This is a genomic window from Streptomyces sp. SAJ15 (assembly GCF_007595705.1).
Classification (GTDB): Bacteria; Actinomycetota; Actinomycetes; order Streptomycetales; family Streptomycetaceae; genus Streptomyces.
This window is the reverse complement of sequence record NZ_NISY01000014.1, coordinates 38,150-54,016: the sequence shown is the minus strand read 5'-3', so window position 1 is coordinate 54,016 and position 15,867 is coordinate 38,150. Positions and strand designations below refer to the sequence as shown.

The following is a 15,867-nucleotide window of genomic DNA, read 5'->3' as shown; positions in this document are numbered from 1 at the left end:
CGCCGACGGCCACCACCGGCGCGGCGTCCGGCACCCCGGAGTCCGGCACCCCGCAGTCCGCCGACCACCGTGGCGAGCCGGACCGGGACGGCGCTGAGCGCGGTGCCCGGCCGGCCGACGAGGAGGAGCGACGGGCAGGGGTCACCGCGATTCCCGGGCGTCCCCCGCCGCCTCCCGGACGGCCGGGTGCGGGTCCTCGGCGAGATCGTCCAGCAGCTCGCCGACCCCGGGAGTGGACCAGCCGACGACCGCCCAGACCAGTTGCTCGCGCACCGTCGGGTCCGGGTGGGCGGCGAGCCGACGCAACGCGGCGAGCGGGCCCCGTCGACGCGTTCCGAACCAGTGCAGAGCCTCCCGCAGCACGGCGGCGTCTCCGGGGTCACCGGCCGCCGCGACCCTGGCGAGCAGCTCCCTGGCGGGTGGCGGCGGACCGTCCAGCGGATGCGGCAACCGCTCGCGCAGGCGCCGCGCCCCGTAGCCGCCGCGCACCCGGCACCCGAAGCAGGTGCAGGGGCGCGTACCGTGCGCGTCCGGCAGATAACGCCAGCCCGCGACCTGCGACACGGCGCGGACCCGGTGCACCTCACGGTGCCGGATCGCCCGAGGCACGAACACCTCCCACCCGCGCGGGTCCTCCAGCGCCGCGACCCGTCGTACCGCCTCCGCCGCCGAAACCGCGGCCTGGGTGCCCCGCGCTCGGTCCCTGTAGTGCCCCACCAGCACGGGCTGGGCGTCGTCCAGTCGTACGTGGACGGCCACGAGCCCGCCCCGGCTGCCGAACCGGGCCAGCTCACGCACCCATTGGTGGGTGAGGGTGTACGACGGCAGCACCGGGAAGCAGTACACGCCGCGCGCGCCGCCCTGTCCGCTGCCGGCCGCGCGGATCCCGGACCGCCGGACGCGCGGCGCGTTCGCCGCCGACGTCATGTGCACGAACATCGCCATGGCCGGGATGCTAGTGATCGACGGCAGGGGTCACCACGGGCGTGTGGGCGGCTCCACGGGCTGAAGGCGGCCCTGGCGCCGGACGGGCGACTCTCGGCGTTCCGCCGGCCCGCTCGCCGCCCGAGCCGTGGCTGTCCGAAACCCGGCTTGTCCTTCAGGCGTTGGGGCTGGTGGGCTGAGCGCCGTGTCTGTGGACGAGGACGAGTCTCCCGCCCCCGGTGCCGGGAGCGTGGACCGGTCTCCCGGCCCCCGCGGCCGGAGTCTGGTCACGTTGGACGACTACCGCGTCGCGGCGCGGCCGCTGGTCGAGCCCTCGGCATGGGACTACGTCGACGGCGGCAGCGGCGACGAGACGACCCTGCGCGAGAACGTGGCCGGGTACCGTCGCTACCGGCTCCGCCCGCGCGTCCTCGTCGACGTCTCCCGCTGCGACCCGCGCACCACGCTGCTCGGCTCCCCGGTCGCCCTGCCCGTCGGCGTCGCCCCGACCGGCTTCCAGGGGCTGGTCTCAGCCGAGGGGGAGCTGGCCTGTGCCCGCGCCGCGGGAGAGGTGGGCGCGCTGATGGTAGTCAGTACCTTCGCGACCGCGCGACTTGAGGACATCGCCCGGGTGGCGCGGGGACCGCTGTGGCTGCAGCTGTACGTCTTCCGGGACCGGGCCACCAGCGAGGACCTGGTCAGACGGGCCGAAGCGGCCGGGTACCGGGCGCTCGTGGTCACCGTGGACGCCCCGGTCCAGGGGCGCCGGGTACGGGACCTGCGCAACGCCTTCGCGCTGCCCCCGGGTCTGGTGGCGGCCAACTTCCCCCAGGCCCCGTCCGAGCGCCCTTCGGCCGAGCTGGGCGAGCGGGTGGCGCAGCGCGTCGACCCCGCCCTCACCTGGGACGATCTGGCCTGGCTGGGTTCGCTGACCCGGTTGCCGATCGTTCTGAAGGGCGTGCTGACCGCCGAGGACGCGGCGCGCGCCGCGGAGCTCGGGGTCGCCGCGATCGTGGTGTCCAACCACGGCGGTCGCCAACTGGACGGCTCGGTCACCCCACTCGACGCGCTGCCCGAGGTGGTCGCCGCCGTCGCGGGACGTTGTGAGGTCCTGGTCGACGGGGGCGTCCGCCGCGGCTCGGATGTGCTGGTCGCCCTGGCACTGGGGGCCCGCGCGGTGCTGGTGGGGCGCCCCGTGCTGTGGGGTCTGGCCGTGTCGGGGGCCGAAGGGGCGCGCGAGGTGCTGTCGATCCTGCGCGCCGAGCTGGAGACGGCCATGGCGCTCAGCGGCCGCCCCGACCTCGCCTCCGTGGACGCGAACCTGCTCCACCCGGCGCCTCGCGCCCCGTACCAGCCGCTCTAGTGGATCGGGCCACAGGACCGGGCCCCAGATCCGTCGACCCCACAGCGGACCAGCGGATCAGTCGGGTCCTGAACGAGGGTGACGAGGTCTGAGAACGAGGTCTGAGAACGACGAAAGGCGAGGGGATCACCCACTCCTCCTCGCCATGTTAAACGTATAGCACGACGGGGGGCTTGCCGCAAGGCCCCCGTCGTCCCGCAGAATTGCCGGCCTCAGCCAGGAACTGCGGAAATCGGGAGTCGCTCAGTGCGTGTGGTCTTGTCGACGTATGGGTCGCGCGGGGACGTCGAACCTCTGGTCGTACTCGCGGTGCGGTTGCGGGAACTCGGCGCGGAGGTACGGGTCTGCGCGCCGCCGGACGAGGACTTCGCACGGCGGTTGGCGGGTGTCGGCGTACCGCTGGTGGCGGTCGGCCCGTCGGCACGCGCGCTGACGAAGGCGGCGCCGTCGCCGTCGTCCCTGCCGCGACGCGCGGCCGAGTTGATCGCCGGTCAGTTCGACGCGGTCACCGCGGCGGCCGAGGGCTGCGACGTGGTGGTGGCGACCGGCGTGATGCCCGCCGCGGCGGGAGCGCGGTCGGTGGCCGAGAGTCTGGGCGTCCCCTCCGTGTCCGTGACCTTCCAGCAGCTGACCCTGCCGTCGCCGCACCACCCGCCGCTGGCCTATCCGGGCCGGCCGTTCCCGCCGGGGGTGACCGACAACCGGGTGCTGTGGGACCTGGACGCCCAGAGCATCGACGCGCTGTTCGGCGAGGCGCTCAACACGAACCGGGAGTCGGTGGGCCTGCCGCCGGTGGACTCCGTCCGCGACCACGTCATCGGCGACCGACCGTGGCTGGCGACGGACCCGGTCCTGGACCCGTGGCGGAGGACGCCGGACCTCGACGTCGTCCAGACCGGCGCGTGGATCCTGCCCGACGAACGCCCGCTCCCGGCCGAGCTGGTGGCGTTCCTGGACGCGGGCGCGCCGCCGGTGTACGTGGGCTTCGGCAGCATGCCCATGCACGCGTCGACGGACGTGGCCCAGGTGGCCGTCGAGGCGGTCCGCGCGCGGGGCCGCCGCGCGGTCGTGGCCCGCGGCTGGGCCGACCTGGCCCTCACCGACGGCCGGGACGACTGCTTCGTCGTCGGCGAGGTCAACCAGCAGGCGCTGTTCGGTCGGATGGCCGCCGTCGTGCACCACGGCGGCGCGGGCACCACGACCACGGCCACCCGGGCCGGCGTGCCTCAGGTGGTGGTGCCCCAGGCGACGGACCAGCCGTACTGGGCCGGCCGGGTGGCCGGCCTGGGCATCGGCGCGGCGCACGACGGTCCGACCCCGACCTTCGACTCCCTGTCGGCCGCCCTCGGGACGGCCCTGGCCCCCGAGGCCGGCGCACGAGCGCGCGCCGTGGGCGGCACGATCCGGACCGACGGGGCGGCGGTGGCCGCGAGGCTGCTCCTCGACATGGCCGGCTGAGCCGGAACCTCCCAAGCGACCGCCGTATTCGCCGTAGATTCGGAGCTGTTGACGTGAACTCCCTGACCACCAGCGTTTTCGATCTTTCCGACCGCCTCTCCCCCAAGGCCGACCCCACGCTGATCGCCGGCGACGAGCGGCACTTCGCGGCCATCGCGGAGTGCCTGGAGCAGTCGATCGCCGAACTGTCCGACCGCCTCGACGCCGCGCGCAGGGCGCCCGGCGGCACAGGCCGGCAGGCGATGGACCGGGACGCGGAGATCCACCGGTTGACCGCTCGTCTGCGCACGCTGCGTCGCTTCGGTCTGGATCTGTGCCTCGGGCGCATGGTCGGCGCGGACGATCCCGAGCCCCTGTACGTCGGTCGCCTCGGCCTCACGGACAGCGCGGGTCGTCGGCTGCTGCTCGACTGGCGCTCCCCCGCGGCTGAACCGTTCTTCGGAGCCACCCACGCCCACCCGATGGGCCTGGCGAGCCGCCGCAGGTACCGCTGGGCCCGCGGCCGGATCAGCGACTACTGGGACGAGGTGTTCACCTCGGACGGGTTTGTCGGGCACGCCGCGCTCGACGACCAGTCGGCCTTCATCGCCAGCCTGAGCGGCAGCCGGTCGCCACGGATGCGAGACGTGCTCGGCACCATCCAGGCCGACCAGGACGCCGTCATCCGCGCGGGGTCCCGCGGCGCCCTCGTCGTCGACGGCGGCCCGGGGACGGGGAAGACCGTCGTCGCCCTGCACCGCTCCGCCTACCTCCTCTACTCCGACCCCCGTCTCGGTAACCGCCGGGGCGGCGTGCTGTTCGTCGGTCCGCACCAGCCCTATCTGGGCTACGTCGCCGACGTCCTCCCCAGCCTCGGAGAGGAGGGTGTGCGGACCTGCACCCTGCGGGACCTCGTCCCCGAGGGAGCCACGGCGGTGATCGAGGCCGACCCGGAGGTGGCCCGGCTGAAGTCGTCCGCGGACATGGTGAAGGCGATCGAGACGGCCGTCAGGTTCTACGAGGAGCCGCCCACCGAACGGATGACGATCACGACCCACTGGTCCGACATCCGGCTGACCGCCGACGACTGGGCCGCGGCGTTCGCAGCGGCAGAACCCGGTACTCCGCACAACGAGGCGCGCGACCAGGTCTGGGAGGAGCTGCTCACCATCCTGGTGGACAAGCACGAGGACGATGCCACGGCGGACGACGGCGAGGTCTCGGTCGATCTGCTCCGCAGATCGCTGACGCGGAACAGGGAGCTGCTCACGGCCTTCAACCGGGCGTGGCCGCTGCTCGAAGCGGCCGACCTCGTCGGAGACCTGTGGTCGGTCCCCGCCTACCTGCGGCTGTGCGCTCCCTGGCTCGACCGCGAGGACGTTCGGAGGCTGCAGCGCGCGGACGCCCAGGCATGGACGGTGTCCGACCTGCCGCTCCTGGACGCGGCACGACAGCGGCTCGGCGACCCGGAGGCGGCCCGCCGCGGGCGCCGGCACCAGGCGATCCTCGCCGCCCAGCGCGAGCGCATGACGCAGGTCGTCGACAACCTGATCGAGGCCGCGGCCGACTCCGGCGCCGACGGTGACGACGGCGAGGGCCTGGTGACGATGCTGCGCGGCCAGGACGCCCAGGTCAGCCTGGTCGACGAGGCGGAACTGCCGCCGACCGACCCGGACCTGCTCCGTGGCCCGTTCGCGCACATCGTCGTGGACGAGGCTCAGGAACTGACCGACGCGGAGTGGCAGATGCTGCTGCTGCGGTGCCCCTCCCGGAGCTTCACCATCGTCGGTGACCGCGCCCAGGCCCGGCACGGGTTCACCGAGTCGTGGCGGGAACGGCTGGAGCGGATCGGGCTCGACCGGATCAACCTGGCCTCGCTGAGCATCAACTACCGGACGCCGGAGGAAATCATGGCGGAGGCCGAGCCCGTCATCCGGGCCGCGCTCCCGGACGCCAACGTGCCGACCTCCATCCGCCGCGGCGACGTCCCCGTCGTCCACGGATCCACCGCGGATCTGAACTCCGTCCTGGACACCTGGCTCGCGGCGCACGCCGAGGGGACCGCCTGCGTCATCGGCGATCCCACGTTCCGGTCGACGTCCCGCGTCCGGTCGCTGACCCCGCAGCTGTCGAAGGGGCTCGAGTTCGACCTGGTCGTCCTCATCGACCCGGAGACGTTCGGCACGGGCGTCGAAGGAGCGGTCGACCGCTATGTCGCGATGACCCGAGCGACCCGGCAACTGGTCATCCTCACCGGCTCCTGACGCCGTCGGCCGGACGAACGCCCGCTCCCGTCCGAGGCGTCGGCCGGTCAGCCGGGAGGGTCGGTCGGCCGGGAGGGTCGGTCAGCCGGGAGGCCGATCACCTCTCCTCCGCACGGGGTAGTCGACGGTCCGCGGTTCCCGCCCCGGGTCGATGTGCGGCGAGAGCGCCGGCGGAAGACTGGCGTCATGGACACATCGACACCTCCGAGGGAGCCGGCGGCGGCCGCGGCGGCCGCCGCGCTCTGGGCCGTGGTCTTCGCCGCCTTCCATGTCTACTGGGCGCTGGGCGGCGGCTTCGGGCTGGGGGACGGTAGCGTCTCGGAGCAGGGCGTCTCCGGGGGATTCCTCGTCTACCTGGTCGTGGCGGTGATGTGCCTGGTCGGGGCCGGTGTCGCCAGGGAACTGGGCCGCGGCGCGGGACGCTCGCTCCTGCCCCGGTGGATGCTGCTCACCGCGGCGTGGACCGCGGCGGCCCTGCTGCTCGCGCGGGGCGGGATCGGCGTGATCGACGACCTGCTGCGCACGACCGGTGTGCTGACGCACGGCCTGAGCGGACTGTCGCTTGAGCAGGTGTACGGAGACCCGGACCCGTCCGCCTACACGATGTGGTCCATGCGCGCCGTCGACCTGTACTTCCTCCTCGGCGGCGCGCTGTTCACCGCCGCGCTGCACGGCTTCCACCGACCCCGGAGGCGGAGCTCCACCGACGCGGAGCCGAAGGTCGGCTAGGGCCGCCGCGCGGGGCTCCATCCCGTGACGAACGGACGTACGGGCGTAAAGGGTCAGTCGGAGGGCGGCAGCAGGGGGCCCAGGGGGCCGAGGTCGAGATTGAGGTCCTGCATGGTCAGGCCGTAGCGGGAGCACAGGTCGGCCATGCGGTCGTGCAGCACCATCAGCGTCATCCCCAGGCGCTCCTCCTGCTCCTCGGTCAGGTCGCCCTGGTCGACCCGGTGGAGGGCCTGGCGCTCCATGAGCTGTCGCAGAAGCTCGACCAGGGTGAGGACGAGCCTGATCAGGTCCCGTTCGACCGTGTCGGGGTCGGTGGTGATCCGGCGGGCACGGCCGCGGTCCGGGTCGGAGCCGGCGGCCGGGACGTCCTGGGGCGCGGCAGGCAGCAACCGGAAGGCGCGGGCCGCGGCCTCGGCCACCTCGTCCAGGCGCTCTCCGGGGCTGGGCGGGTCGGTGGGGCCGCCCGCCCGGCGGGGCGGACCCGTGTCGCCGCCTTGGGCGGTGTGGCTCCTGCCGTTCTCCCGGCCGGGTGGGCGGGTGGCGTGGTCGTCGCGGTCAGCCGTCATGGCGTCCTCGCGGTGACACGGTTCCGCTCCAGGGGGACGGGGTCTTCGGGCCGATGGAGACGATCAGGGCGCGCAGCGAGATCCGTACCAGATCGATGTCGGCCACGGAGAGCACCACATCTCCGGTGATCACGGCACCGCCGCTGAGCAGCCGGTCCAGCAGGTCGATCAGGGCGACCTGGCGCTCGGGCAGCGGTTCGGAGGCCACGGGGCCGGCGGGCCGCCCGCTGGTGGCCCCGGACCCGGTGGTACCCGGCTCGGCGGTCCCGAACTCGACATGGGACGGCGCCGGAGGGCGGTTCCGCGGAGCGCCGTTCACGGAGCCGCCTCCTCGCCGGGAAGCTCCTCGGGAAGCTCCTCGCCGGGGAGCTCCTCGCTGGGGGGCTCCTCCGCGGCCGGCGGCGCGGCGAACGAGTACGGGGCCCAGGGTCCGGTGAGCTCGACCCGGACGCCGGGGAGTCCCTCGGCCGCCCGCTCCACCTCGGTGCGGAACCGCTCCGCGCGGTCACGCGCCACGAGGTAGGCGTCGTTCACCACGTTCACCCCCGGGCCGCCGGCCAGCTCGCCCTGCTGGGCGCGGTGCCGCGTCCGGTCGGCGGCGTGCCTCCTCCCGACCTCCTCGACCCGCTCGGCCGCCTGCCGCGCCGCCCGGAAGCTCTCCTCGCGCGAGCGTCGTTGCGCGCTCCGGCCACGCAGATAGGCGCGGCCGGGGCTGAGGCCGCCCGCGGCTTCGGGCTCCGCGGCCGCGGCGGCGTCCGCCGACGGATCGACGTACACCTTCACCCCCCACTCGACGTGCGCGGCCAGCCGGGACAGCTGCTCCAGGAAGGCAGCGCGTCCCGCGTCGAGCACCTCGGCCACGCGGACGTCGTCGAGGTACACCGTCGCCAGCCGCAACGGCAGCACCGAGGTCCGGGCGGCCAGCGCCTCGACCACCGCGTGGTGCGCCCGGGCGACCGCCTCCAGCCAGGCCAGGTCCTCCAGATGCCGCTTCAACGCCTCCTCGCTGAAGTCCCGGGCCGGCACCGGGCTGACCGCCGCCACCAGTTCGTCGTCTCCCGGGGCCCGTGTCAGGCGGACCGGGGCCCCGACGACACCCTCGACCTCGGACAGCGCCCCGCTCAGCCCTTCGGTGTTTCGGGCCACGGCGTAGGCGTAGGTGACGGTGTCAGTCATCGTCCCCGTGGTCCGTCCCGGTGCGCCGGCGCGGCCTGGACGACGTCCGCCCGGTGGTCTTCCGCGTCGAGGTCGTCCTGCGTTCCGAGGCCGTCTTCCCACTCACCGTCGTTCTGCGCGGCGAGGCGGTCTTCCTGGCCGGGGACCTGGAGGCCGGTTCCCGGGCCGTGGTGGACTTCCTCCGTGGCACGGCCGTCTCCTCCTCGTCCCTGTCCGCCTCGACCGCGGCGGCCGCCGCGGGGACGTCCGCGTCCGCCGGCGGAAGCGCCGCGCTCCTCCGCAGGGCGTCGAGCTCCGCACGCAGCCGCTTGTTCTCGTCGGCCAGTGCGTGGTCGTCCCTGGGCGCGCGGGAGGACAGTGAGGGGTCGTGTTCCCACCAGTCGATGCCCATCTCCTTCGCCTTGTCGACGGAGGCGACCAGCAACCGCAGTTTGATGGTGAGGAGTTCGATGTCGAGCAGGTTGATCTGGATGTCGCCGGCGATGACGATGCCCTTGTCGAGCACCCGCTCCAGGATGTCGGCGAGGTTCGCCGAGCTGCCCTGGCCATAGGCCGGCTGGCCGTACTGCGGGGTGGCCCGGGACGGGAGGGCGCCGGATCGGCCGGCGAGGGGTTCGGTCACGGCGGCCACCTCGACTCCCGCTCAGGCGGCGCCCCTCGCCAGTACGCCCTGACCTCCTCCAGCCAGTCCAGGAGTTCGTCCTCACGCCGCTCGAAGGTCTCCTCGTCGATCTCCCCGGCCAGGAGGGCCTTCTCCAGGCGGGCGAGTTCCTCCTCCGCCGGTGCGGGGTCGTAGTACTGCGCCTCCGCCGCGTCCACGACGCGGCCCATCACCCAGGCCACTCCCCGCACCGGGGCCAGCGGGAGGGTGAGAAGCTGAGTGATGACACCCACAAGAGCTCCTTCAGACGAAGCTGTACGGAGGCAGCGGGCCCCGCAGCCGGAGGGAGAAGTCGTCCCCGAGCTGGTTCGCCAGGCTCAACTGCGCCGTGAGGAACAGCTCTTCCTTGTCGCGCTCCACCAGGAAGGAGATGGAGAGCAGGTCGTCCCCGGTGGGCGAGGAGGAGCTCTCCTCCCGGGAGAACGGACGGAGCGCCTCGACCACGCCGGCGGCCAGCGCGCCATGGCGCGCCTCGACCTCCCGGGCCACCAGTTCGCCGAGCGCCAGGGGGGCGCCCGGGCCGGCCTCTCCGCTGCGGATCGCCTCGTTGAGCTCCCGGGCCTCGTCCGAGTCCTCGAGGATCTCGCGGAGCAGGGCGTCCTCGTCCTGGGACACCCTCAGGTGGTACTCGGCACACCCCTCCAAGTCCCGCAACCGCGTCTCGTACTCCTCGGCCCGTTCCTCCAGCGCGGCCCGTACGGCGTCGTCGTCCGGCGCGGTGAGTCCGAAGCGCAGCGGCAGGACCGTGCCGTCGGTCATCAGCCGGTCCTGCACCTCCTGGTGGGCGCTCAGGTCACGCCGCCTGGGGCGCAGGTCCTCAGGGGCGTCGCTGACCACCGCGCACAGTCGTCCCGCGCTGATCGCGCGCGGGCGGCCGGGGGGATCACCGACACCCTTGAGGTCGTCGAGGCGCAGCGGATGGTCCTCACCGGTGATGGAGTAGATGTAGACGGCCACGGCTCACTCCTCCCTCTCGCGGCGCGAGGTCCGCCGCGTGGGGTGCCGTCGCCTCGCTTCGCCGTCCTCGTCATCCCGGTCCGCCCGCTTCCTGACCTTCTCCTTCTCCTCCTCGTCGTGGCCCTTCCGGCCGCCGCTCAGGGTGTCCGCCACCGACTCCACCGCACCCGTCAGCGCGCCCTTGACCTTGCCCTCGGAGCCGCTCTCGGTCACCTCGCCGACGATGTCCGTCAGCTGTGTCGGCGCCTTGCGGCCGGTTTCGAGGTCGAGCCGGTTGCACGCCTCCGCGAACCGGAGATAGGTGTCCACACTGGCCACCACGACCCGAGCGTCGATTTTCAGGATCTCGATACCGACGAGCGACACGCGCGCGAAGACGTCGATGACGAGTCCCCGGTCGAGAATCAGATCCAAGATGTCGTAGAGGCTTCCAGTGGCACCGCCCTGGATCACGCCGCCGCCTCCGCCTTGCGGCACCACGGTCATGGTGTCTCCCTTCGACGCCCAACCGCCGTGTCGGCGGCTGCCGTTGCTAGGTGCGTCGGTCTATCTGTCCACGGGTGTAGCGCCGGGTCCGCTCGTAGGCGACCAGATCCCCGCTCTCGTCCAGGCTCACCCGGTAGCTGGCCATCACGCTGGTGGTGTCGGGGACGCGCTCCACCTCGACGACCTCCACGGTGGCCTCCCAGCCCTCGTCGGTGGGCTTGAGGGCCGAGACCGAGTCGGGGGAACGTCCGAGCAGCTCCCGCAGCTGTGCGGTCGCGGCCCGCATGGCCGCGCCCGTCGACACCCTGTGTTCGGCACGACGCGCGGGCTGCTCCGCCCGACGCGCACTCCCCCGAGTGCCACCGGACCGATGTCCGGCGGTACCACTCGTGGACGCGCGCCTGTCGTCATCCGCGTGTTCTCCCCTGGCTGCCGACATTTCCTCTCTCCGGACCGGCAGGAATTTCCGATCGACTTTCCTCACTGCCTTTCTCAGCATAGGCACATCCCCGCGGAACATGGCGAAATGTGTAGCCGCATGGATGCGCCCGATGACGCACGGTGTCCACGGCGTCCTGCGTATGCGCGCGGGCCATGGGCGGCACAGACTTGAAATGCTCACTGTCCGGAAATTCGCGCGACCCCAGCCAGCCGAAGGGACCACGATGAACGACTCAGCAAAGATCGCCCTCGCGGCCGCGGTGGCCGGCGGGTACCTGCTCGGCCGGGCGAAAAAGGGACGGCTCGCCTTCAGCGTGGCGACGTACATCGCCGGCCGTCGGTTCGGTCTGCAACCGCAGCAACTGGTCACCGAGGGACTTCGCAAGCTGAAGGACGTGCCGCAGGTCGCCGGTCTACAGGACCAGGTACGCGGTGAACTGATGGATGCCGGCCGGCAGGCGGTGGCAGCGGCCACCGATCGCAAGCTGGGCGAGCTGGCCGAAGTGCTCCGCGACCGAACTCAGCGCATAGGCAAGGAAGGCGAGGAGGCCGAGGAGGAAGAAGAGGAACCCGAGGAGGCCGAGGAGCCGGAAGAGGAGTACGAGGAAGAGGAACCCGAAGAGGAGTACGAGGAGGAAGAGGAGCCGGAGGAAGAGGAGCGAGGAGAGGAAGAACCGGAGGAGGAGCCCGAGGAGGAGGAAGAAGAGGAAGAGGAGGAGGAAGAGCCCAGGGAAGAGGAGCCCGAGGAAGAGGAAGAAGAGCCCGAGGAGGAGGAAGAGGAAGAGAGGGAGGAGCCTCGGCGAGAGCGGCGTCGGCCCGCCAAGAAGGCCCCGGCCGCGAGGAAGCCCGCTGAAGAGAAGGCACCGCGGAAGCGGACGGCACCGCGGAAGACGGCGAAGAAGGCACCGCCGGCCAAGAAGGCCCCGCCCAAGAAGGCCACCGCGAAGAAGGCCCCGGCCAAGAAGACGACAGCCAAGAAGGCTCCGGCGAAGAAGACCGCCGCGAAGAAGGCACCGGCGGAGAAGACCGCCGCGAAGAAGACGACGGCCAAGAAGACCGCCGAGAAGAAGGCGGCCGCGAAGGCCCCGGCGAAGAAGACGACCGCTAAAAAGGCGACCGCTAAGAAGACAGCGGCTAAGAAGACGACCGCGGAGAAAGCCGCCGCGAAGAAGACGACAGGACGGAAGACCTCGGCCAAGAAGACCGCCCCCGGGAAGACCACCGCGAAGCGGGCGACGGCCAAGAAGACGACAGCCAAGAAGGCTCCGGCGAAGAAGACGACCGCGCGGCGGAGGTAGACCATGGCCAGGACAGGACGCGACACTGGCAACGGGGAAGCCTCGGGCTTCGACCTTTTGCGCGAGGAGTTGGGGAGGTACCTCGGGGCTCAGGTGGAGAACCTCGCGGAGCGCGCCGGAGACAAGCTCACGGGCGTCACCGACCAGCTCTTCGACATCGCCGACACCGGTGGGGCGCTACCCCGGATCCTCCAGGGGGAGTCGCCCGTCAAAGCCCTGGTGAGCGCGAAGGCGAAGGACGTCAAGGACAACCTGGTGGAGAAGGCCAAGGAGACCTTCGGCGGCGGAGGCGGACGTAAGTCCGGGACCCCCAAGGTGACGAACATCGTCGAAGTGCTCGACGTCGGGGTGCCGGTCCGCTTCGCCTACGACCACTGGACCCAGTACGAGCGGTTCAGCAGCTTCACCAAGGGCGTGCGCAGCGTCTCCAAGAACGACGAGGGCACCAGCGACTGGAAGGTGAAGGTCGGCCCCTCGACCCGCGGTTGGAAGGCCACCGTCCAGGAGCAGGTGCCGGACGAGCGCATCGTGTGGACCTCCGAGGGGGGCAAGGGATCCACGCGAGGCTGCGTCAGCTTCCATGAGCTCACCGCGGATCTCACACGCATCGTCCTCGTCGTCGAGTACTACCCCTCCGGGTTCTTCGAGAAGACCGGCAACCTCTGGCGCGCCCAGGGCCGTCGCCTGCGCCTGGACTTCAAGCACTTCCAGCGCTACGTCAGCCTGACCGACGAGGAGCCGGAGGGATGGCGAGGAGAGATCCGGGACGGCGAAGTGGTGCGCACCCACGAAGAGGCGATGGAAGAGGAAGAGGCAGAGGAAGCCGAGGAGCAGGAGACCGGGCGCGGCGACGAGGAGGCAGAGGGCGAGGAGGAAGAGGGCGAGGAGTGGGAGGAGGAGGAAGCACCCGAAGACGAGGAGTCGTGGGCCGAGGACGAGAGCGAGGGCGAGGGCGACCGGTACGAGGACGAGGAGGAGTACGAAGAGGACGGCGAATACGCCCGCGAAGCCTGACGATGCCGCGAGTCGCACCGGGTACACCGGCATATCGTCCCGTCCGGCATATCGTCGCCATCCCCGCACCGCCGTCACCGCCTCCGCGCACACGGCCGCCGTCGGCCGCCCGAGCAGCCAGGACCGCCCGAGCGGCCGGGGCCGACGTCGCCGCCCCGGTCGTACCGCGTATCAGCTCTCGCGACGTCCTCCGGGAGGGCCGGCGGGCGGGGACGGTGGTGCGTCTTTCGTCTTCTCGTCCTCGGGGCCGGGCTCTCCCACCTTCCGCGGCGTCGACGGCGTCAGCGGGGCACCTGGCAGGAGGTTCTCCGGAGAGGTCGGCGCCGGTTCCTCGGCACGGTGCTTGCTTTTAGATTGATTCGTTCTTTTCTGTCCCATATGACGAATCTACTCGTGATCGCGCGAGCGTTCCCGGCTCCGGCGGCCGCGCCCCGGCCCCTCCCGCCCGTCGCCTCCCCCCGGCCGACGCACACGGCGGCGTCGGCTCGCCGGTCGGCTGAAGGTCACGCGGGGATGGCTCCGTCGGCCAGGGAGCGACGACGGACCGAGATCAGCCAGTTCTCCACGCGGGTGGTGTCGGGGTGTTCCGGGAGGGGGCTCGCGGCCAGCGCCCGGTCCAGACGCGTGGACAGCTCCTCGCGCCAGGCGCGGACCTCGTCCCAGGACAGTTCGCCGCGGCGGACGGCCAGCAGCCGTTCGCGGTACGGGCCGACGTCGATGTGCAGGGTGCCGCTCTCCAGCAGCAGGGCACCGCTGATCATCAGGCGGAGCATGTGCATGATGTTCTTCCAGTGCGGCTCACCCTCGCGTGCCCGGCGGTTCTCGGCCTTGGCGAACTGGGAAGCGGCGTACCGCGCGTACGTGGTGTGCGCCCTGCGAGAGAGGAACGCCGGGGTGAGGTCCCGCAGCTCGACACCGAGCGCGGAGCGCTCTTCGACGAGCGGGCTGTTTTCCCGCCCCCCCGCCCCCGCACGCCCACCCGTACGGTCAGCCCCGGTCGCCCAGGTCCAGGCGGTCGATCAGCCCGGCGTCGGTGAAGGCGGCGACCAGTTCGTCACGGCCCTCGGTGAAATGCGTCCAGCTGTCGTAGTGGACCGGAACCACCCGGCGGGCACCGAGGATCCGGGCGGCCTCGGCGGCCTGCGCGCTGTCGAGGACGATCAGCGCGCCGTCGAAGAGGACGGGGACGCGGGGAGCCCCGGCGAACAGGATGGCGGTGTGCACCGGGCCGAACCGTTCGGCCGTCTCCTTGACCGCGTCGAGCGAGGCGTTGTCGCCACTCACGTAGACCGTGGGCAGGCCCTCCCCGGTCAGCACGAATCCGACGACCTGACCGGTGATCGGTTCGACGTCCTCACGCGCGCCGGGCCCGTGGACGGCGGGCACGCCCGTGACGGTGATCGTGCCGCCACCGGGGCGGTCCAGCTCGATCGACTCCCAGTCGGCCAGACCCCTGGCCCCCGCCCCCAGGCGCTGCCCGCCCCCGGGCGTGGTCAGGGTCAGCGGGACGTCGGCGAGCAGCGCCCGGCCGGACTCGTCCAGGTTGTCGGGGTGCTCGTCGTGGGAGAGCAGGACCACGTCTATGCGGCCGAGGTCGGCCGGCGAGGCGGAGGCGGGCGCCGTCTTGGTCAGCCGGCCGCGCGGCACCCGGTAGTCGCGGGGGGCGTCGAAGGTCGGGTCGGTCAGGAAGCGCAGACCTCCGTACTCGACAAGGGCGGTCGGGCCGCCGAAGACGCGGATGGGGAGCCGCTCAGTGGTCGTGCTGGTACCAGTCATGGAGGACCTCACGGATAGATAGGGGTTTATCCGTGAAGGACGATAGTGATGTCTCACGGATGAGCGCAAGCCGTACCATGACACCCATGAGCGAGACCCCGACCCCCGAATCCGTGCCACCCCCCGCGCCGGGGGCCGAGGAACACCTCGCTCTCGACTTCGTCAACAGCGCCGTCGCGCTGCCCGGAGGGCACTTCATCGATCTCCTCGGCACCCCCGAGGCCACGAATCGGTGGCTCACCGAACGCGGCCTCGCGCCGGCCGACGCCGGGGTGCGGGAGATGTGCGCGGCGCAGCTGCGCTCCCTGCGCGAGCACCTCAGGTCGTTGTTCGCCGCCCGCGTCGCCGGTCTGCCCGCCCTGCCCGCGGCGCTGTCCGCCGTCAACGACGCGCTGAGCAAGGCCCCCTCGGCCGCCCTGCTGTACTGGGACGAGAGGAGCGGCCCCTACCGCGCGACCCCGTGCCCCACCCACGAGATCCTCGACCGCGCTCTCGCGACCCTCGCGGCCAGCGCGGCCGACCTCCTCACCGGCCCCGACGCCGACCGCCTCACCGGCTGCGGTTCCAGCCCCTGCAACCGCTACCTGCTGCGCCACGGGCGCCGCCATTGGTGCTCGACCCGCTGCGGCGACCGCGCCCGCGCCGCCCGCGCCTACGCCCGACGCACCCAGCCGGAAGCGGACTGACGAACCGCGGGCCCATCCGTCCGGGGCTGTTCCCGCGCGGCATGCCGTTTTCGGAGTAATGAGCGAAGCGGCTCGCTCCGTCGTGTCAG

General features: G+C 72.3%; 17 protein-coding genes and 1 pseudogene. 7 read left to right on the top strand and 11 right to left on the bottom strand.

The annotated features are described in order from the left end of the window. Positions 1-141: 141 nt before the first annotated feature. The gene (locus tag CD790_RS28080) at positions 142-945 is read right to left on the bottom strand and encodes a HEAT repeat domain-containing protein (protein WP_186319278.1); all 804 of its coding nucleotides are present in this window, start codon (positions 943-945) and stop codon (positions 142-144) included. A gap of 184 nt (positions 946-1,129) precedes the next feature. On the opposite strand from CD790_RS28080, the gene CD790_RS28075 reads away from it, so the two are divergent. The 4 genes from CD790_RS28075 to CD790_RS28060 all read left to right on the top strand — a co-directional run bounded on the left by CD790_RS28075 (position 1,130) and on the right by CD790_RS28060 (position 6,717). Continuing rightward, entirely contained in the window at positions 1,130-2,287 is a 1,158-nt protein-coding gene (locus tag CD790_RS28075; RefSeq protein WP_260867941.1) for an alpha-hydroxy acid oxidase, read from the top strand. Positions 2,288-2,539: 252 nt separating this feature from the next. After that, a complete protein-coding gene (locus CD790_RS28070; RefSeq protein ID WP_222108315.1) occupies positions 2,540-3,745 on the top strand; it encodes a glycosyltransferase in 1,206 nt (401 codons plus the stop codon). Positions 3,746-3,798: 53 nt separating this feature from the next. After that, positions 3,799-5,988 carry an RNA polymerase recycling motor ATPase HelR gene (gene helR / locus CD790_RS28065; protein WP_144386168.1) on the top strand — a complete coding sequence of 730 codons (2,190 nt, stop codon included), beginning with the start codon at positions 3,799-3,801 and terminating at the stop codon, positions 5,986-5,988. Between the two features lie 186 nt (positions 5,989-6,174). Continuing rightward, the gene (locus tag CD790_RS28060) at positions 6,175-6,717 is read left to right on the top strand and encodes a DUF3995 domain-containing protein (protein WP_144386167.1); all 543 of its coding nucleotides are present in this window, start codon (positions 6,175-6,177) and stop codon (positions 6,715-6,717) included. A 53-nt stretch (positions 6,718-6,770) separates the two neighbouring features. Here CD790_RS28060 and gvpK read toward each other — a convergent pair whose 3' ends face one another. The 8 genes from gvpK to CD790_RS28020 are packed head-to-tail and all read right to left on the bottom strand — an operon-like array spanning position 6,771 to position 10,867. Further along, entirely contained in the window at positions 6,771-7,283 is a 513-nt protein-coding gene (gvpK, locus tag CD790_RS28055) for a gas vesicle protein K (RefSeq protein WP_144386166.1), read from the bottom strand. After that, on the bottom strand, positions 7,273-7,602 hold the full coding sequence (locus CD790_RS28050; RefSeq protein ID WP_399218343.1) for a gas vesicle protein: 330 nt from the start codon (positions 7,600-7,602) through the stop codon (positions 7,273-7,275). The genes gvpK and CD790_RS28050 overlap by 11 nt, the downstream gene beginning before the upstream one ends. Then, positions 7,599-8,459: a GvpL/GvpF family gas vesicle protein gene (locus CD790_RS28045; protein ID WP_144386165.1), complete on the bottom strand. Its 861-nt coding sequence runs from the start codon at positions 8,457-8,459 to the stop codon at positions 7,599-7,601. The genes CD790_RS28050 and CD790_RS28045 overlap by 4 nt, the downstream gene beginning before the upstream one ends. After that, positions 8,452-9,081: a gas vesicle protein gene (locus CD790_RS37015; RefSeq protein ID WP_399218341.1), complete on the bottom strand. Its 630-nt coding sequence runs from the start codon at positions 9,079-9,081 to the stop codon at positions 8,452-8,454. The genes CD790_RS28045 and CD790_RS37015 overlap by 8 nt, the downstream gene beginning before the upstream one ends. Beyond that, on the bottom strand, positions 9,078-9,353 hold the full coding sequence (locus tag CD790_RS28035) for a gas vesicle protein GvpG (RefSeq protein WP_144386164.1): 276 nt from the start codon (positions 9,351-9,353) through the stop codon (positions 9,078-9,080). Before CD790_RS28035 ends, CD790_RS37015 begins: the two co-directional genes overlap by 4 nt. Positions 9,354-9,363: 10 nt before the next feature. Further along, positions 9,364-10,077 (bottom strand): GvpL/GvpF family gas vesicle protein, encoded by a 714-nt coding sequence (locus CD790_RS28030; RefSeq protein ID WP_144386163.1) that lies wholly within the window; start codon positions 10,075-10,077, stop codon positions 9,364-9,366. Positions 10,078-10,080: 3 nt separating this feature from the next. Next, positions 10,081-10,563, bottom strand: coding sequence for a gas vesicle protein GvpJ (gene gvpJ, locus CD790_RS28025; RefSeq protein WP_186319277.1), 483 nt, complete (start codon positions 10,561-10,563; stop codon positions 10,081-10,083). A 46-nt stretch (positions 10,564-10,609) separates the two neighbouring features. After that, entirely contained in the window at positions 10,610-10,867 is a 258-nt protein-coding gene (locus tag CD790_RS28020) for a gas vesicle protein (RefSeq protein WP_399218338.1), read from the bottom strand. 361 nt (positions 10,868-11,228) lie between these two features. Between CD790_RS28020 and CD790_RS28015 the strand changes: the two genes are divergently transcribed. Together CD790_RS28015 and CD790_RS28010 are read left to right on the top strand one after the other, a co-directional pair. After that, positions 11,229-12,302 carry a histone H1-like repetitive region-containing protein gene (locus CD790_RS28015; RefSeq protein ID WP_144386161.1) on the top strand — a complete coding sequence of 358 codons (1,074 nt, stop codon included), beginning with the start codon at positions 11,229-11,231 and terminating at the stop codon, positions 12,300-12,302. Between the two features lie 3 nt (positions 12,303-12,305). Beyond that, positions 12,306-13,316: an SRPBCC family protein gene (locus tag CD790_RS28010; RefSeq protein WP_144386160.1), complete on the top strand. Its 1,011-nt coding sequence runs from the start codon at positions 12,306-12,308 to the stop codon at positions 13,314-13,316. A gap of 503 nt (positions 13,317-13,819) precedes the next feature. Here CD790_RS28010 and CD790_RS28005 read toward each other — a convergent pair. Both CD790_RS28005 and CD790_RS28000 read right to left on the bottom strand, forming a co-directional pair. Beyond that, positions 13,820-14,254 (bottom strand): annotated as a pseudogene (locus CD790_RS28005) (DNA polymerase beta superfamily protein); the annotation flags it as partial. A gap of 49 nt (positions 14,255-14,303) precedes the next feature. Continuing rightward, complete coding sequence (locus CD790_RS28000) at positions 14,304-15,092, bottom strand: MBL fold metallo-hydrolase (protein ID WP_144386158.1); 789 nt, start codon at positions 15,090-15,092, stop codon at positions 14,304-14,306. 86 nt (positions 15,093-15,178) lie between these two features. On the opposite strand from CD790_RS28000, the gene CD790_RS27995 reads away from it, so the two are divergent. Further along, complete coding sequence (locus CD790_RS27995; protein ID WP_144386157.1) at positions 15,179-15,778, top strand: ABATE domain-containing protein; 600 nt, start codon at positions 15,179-15,181, stop codon at positions 15,776-15,778. Positions 15,779-15,867 lie beyond the last annotated feature (89 nt).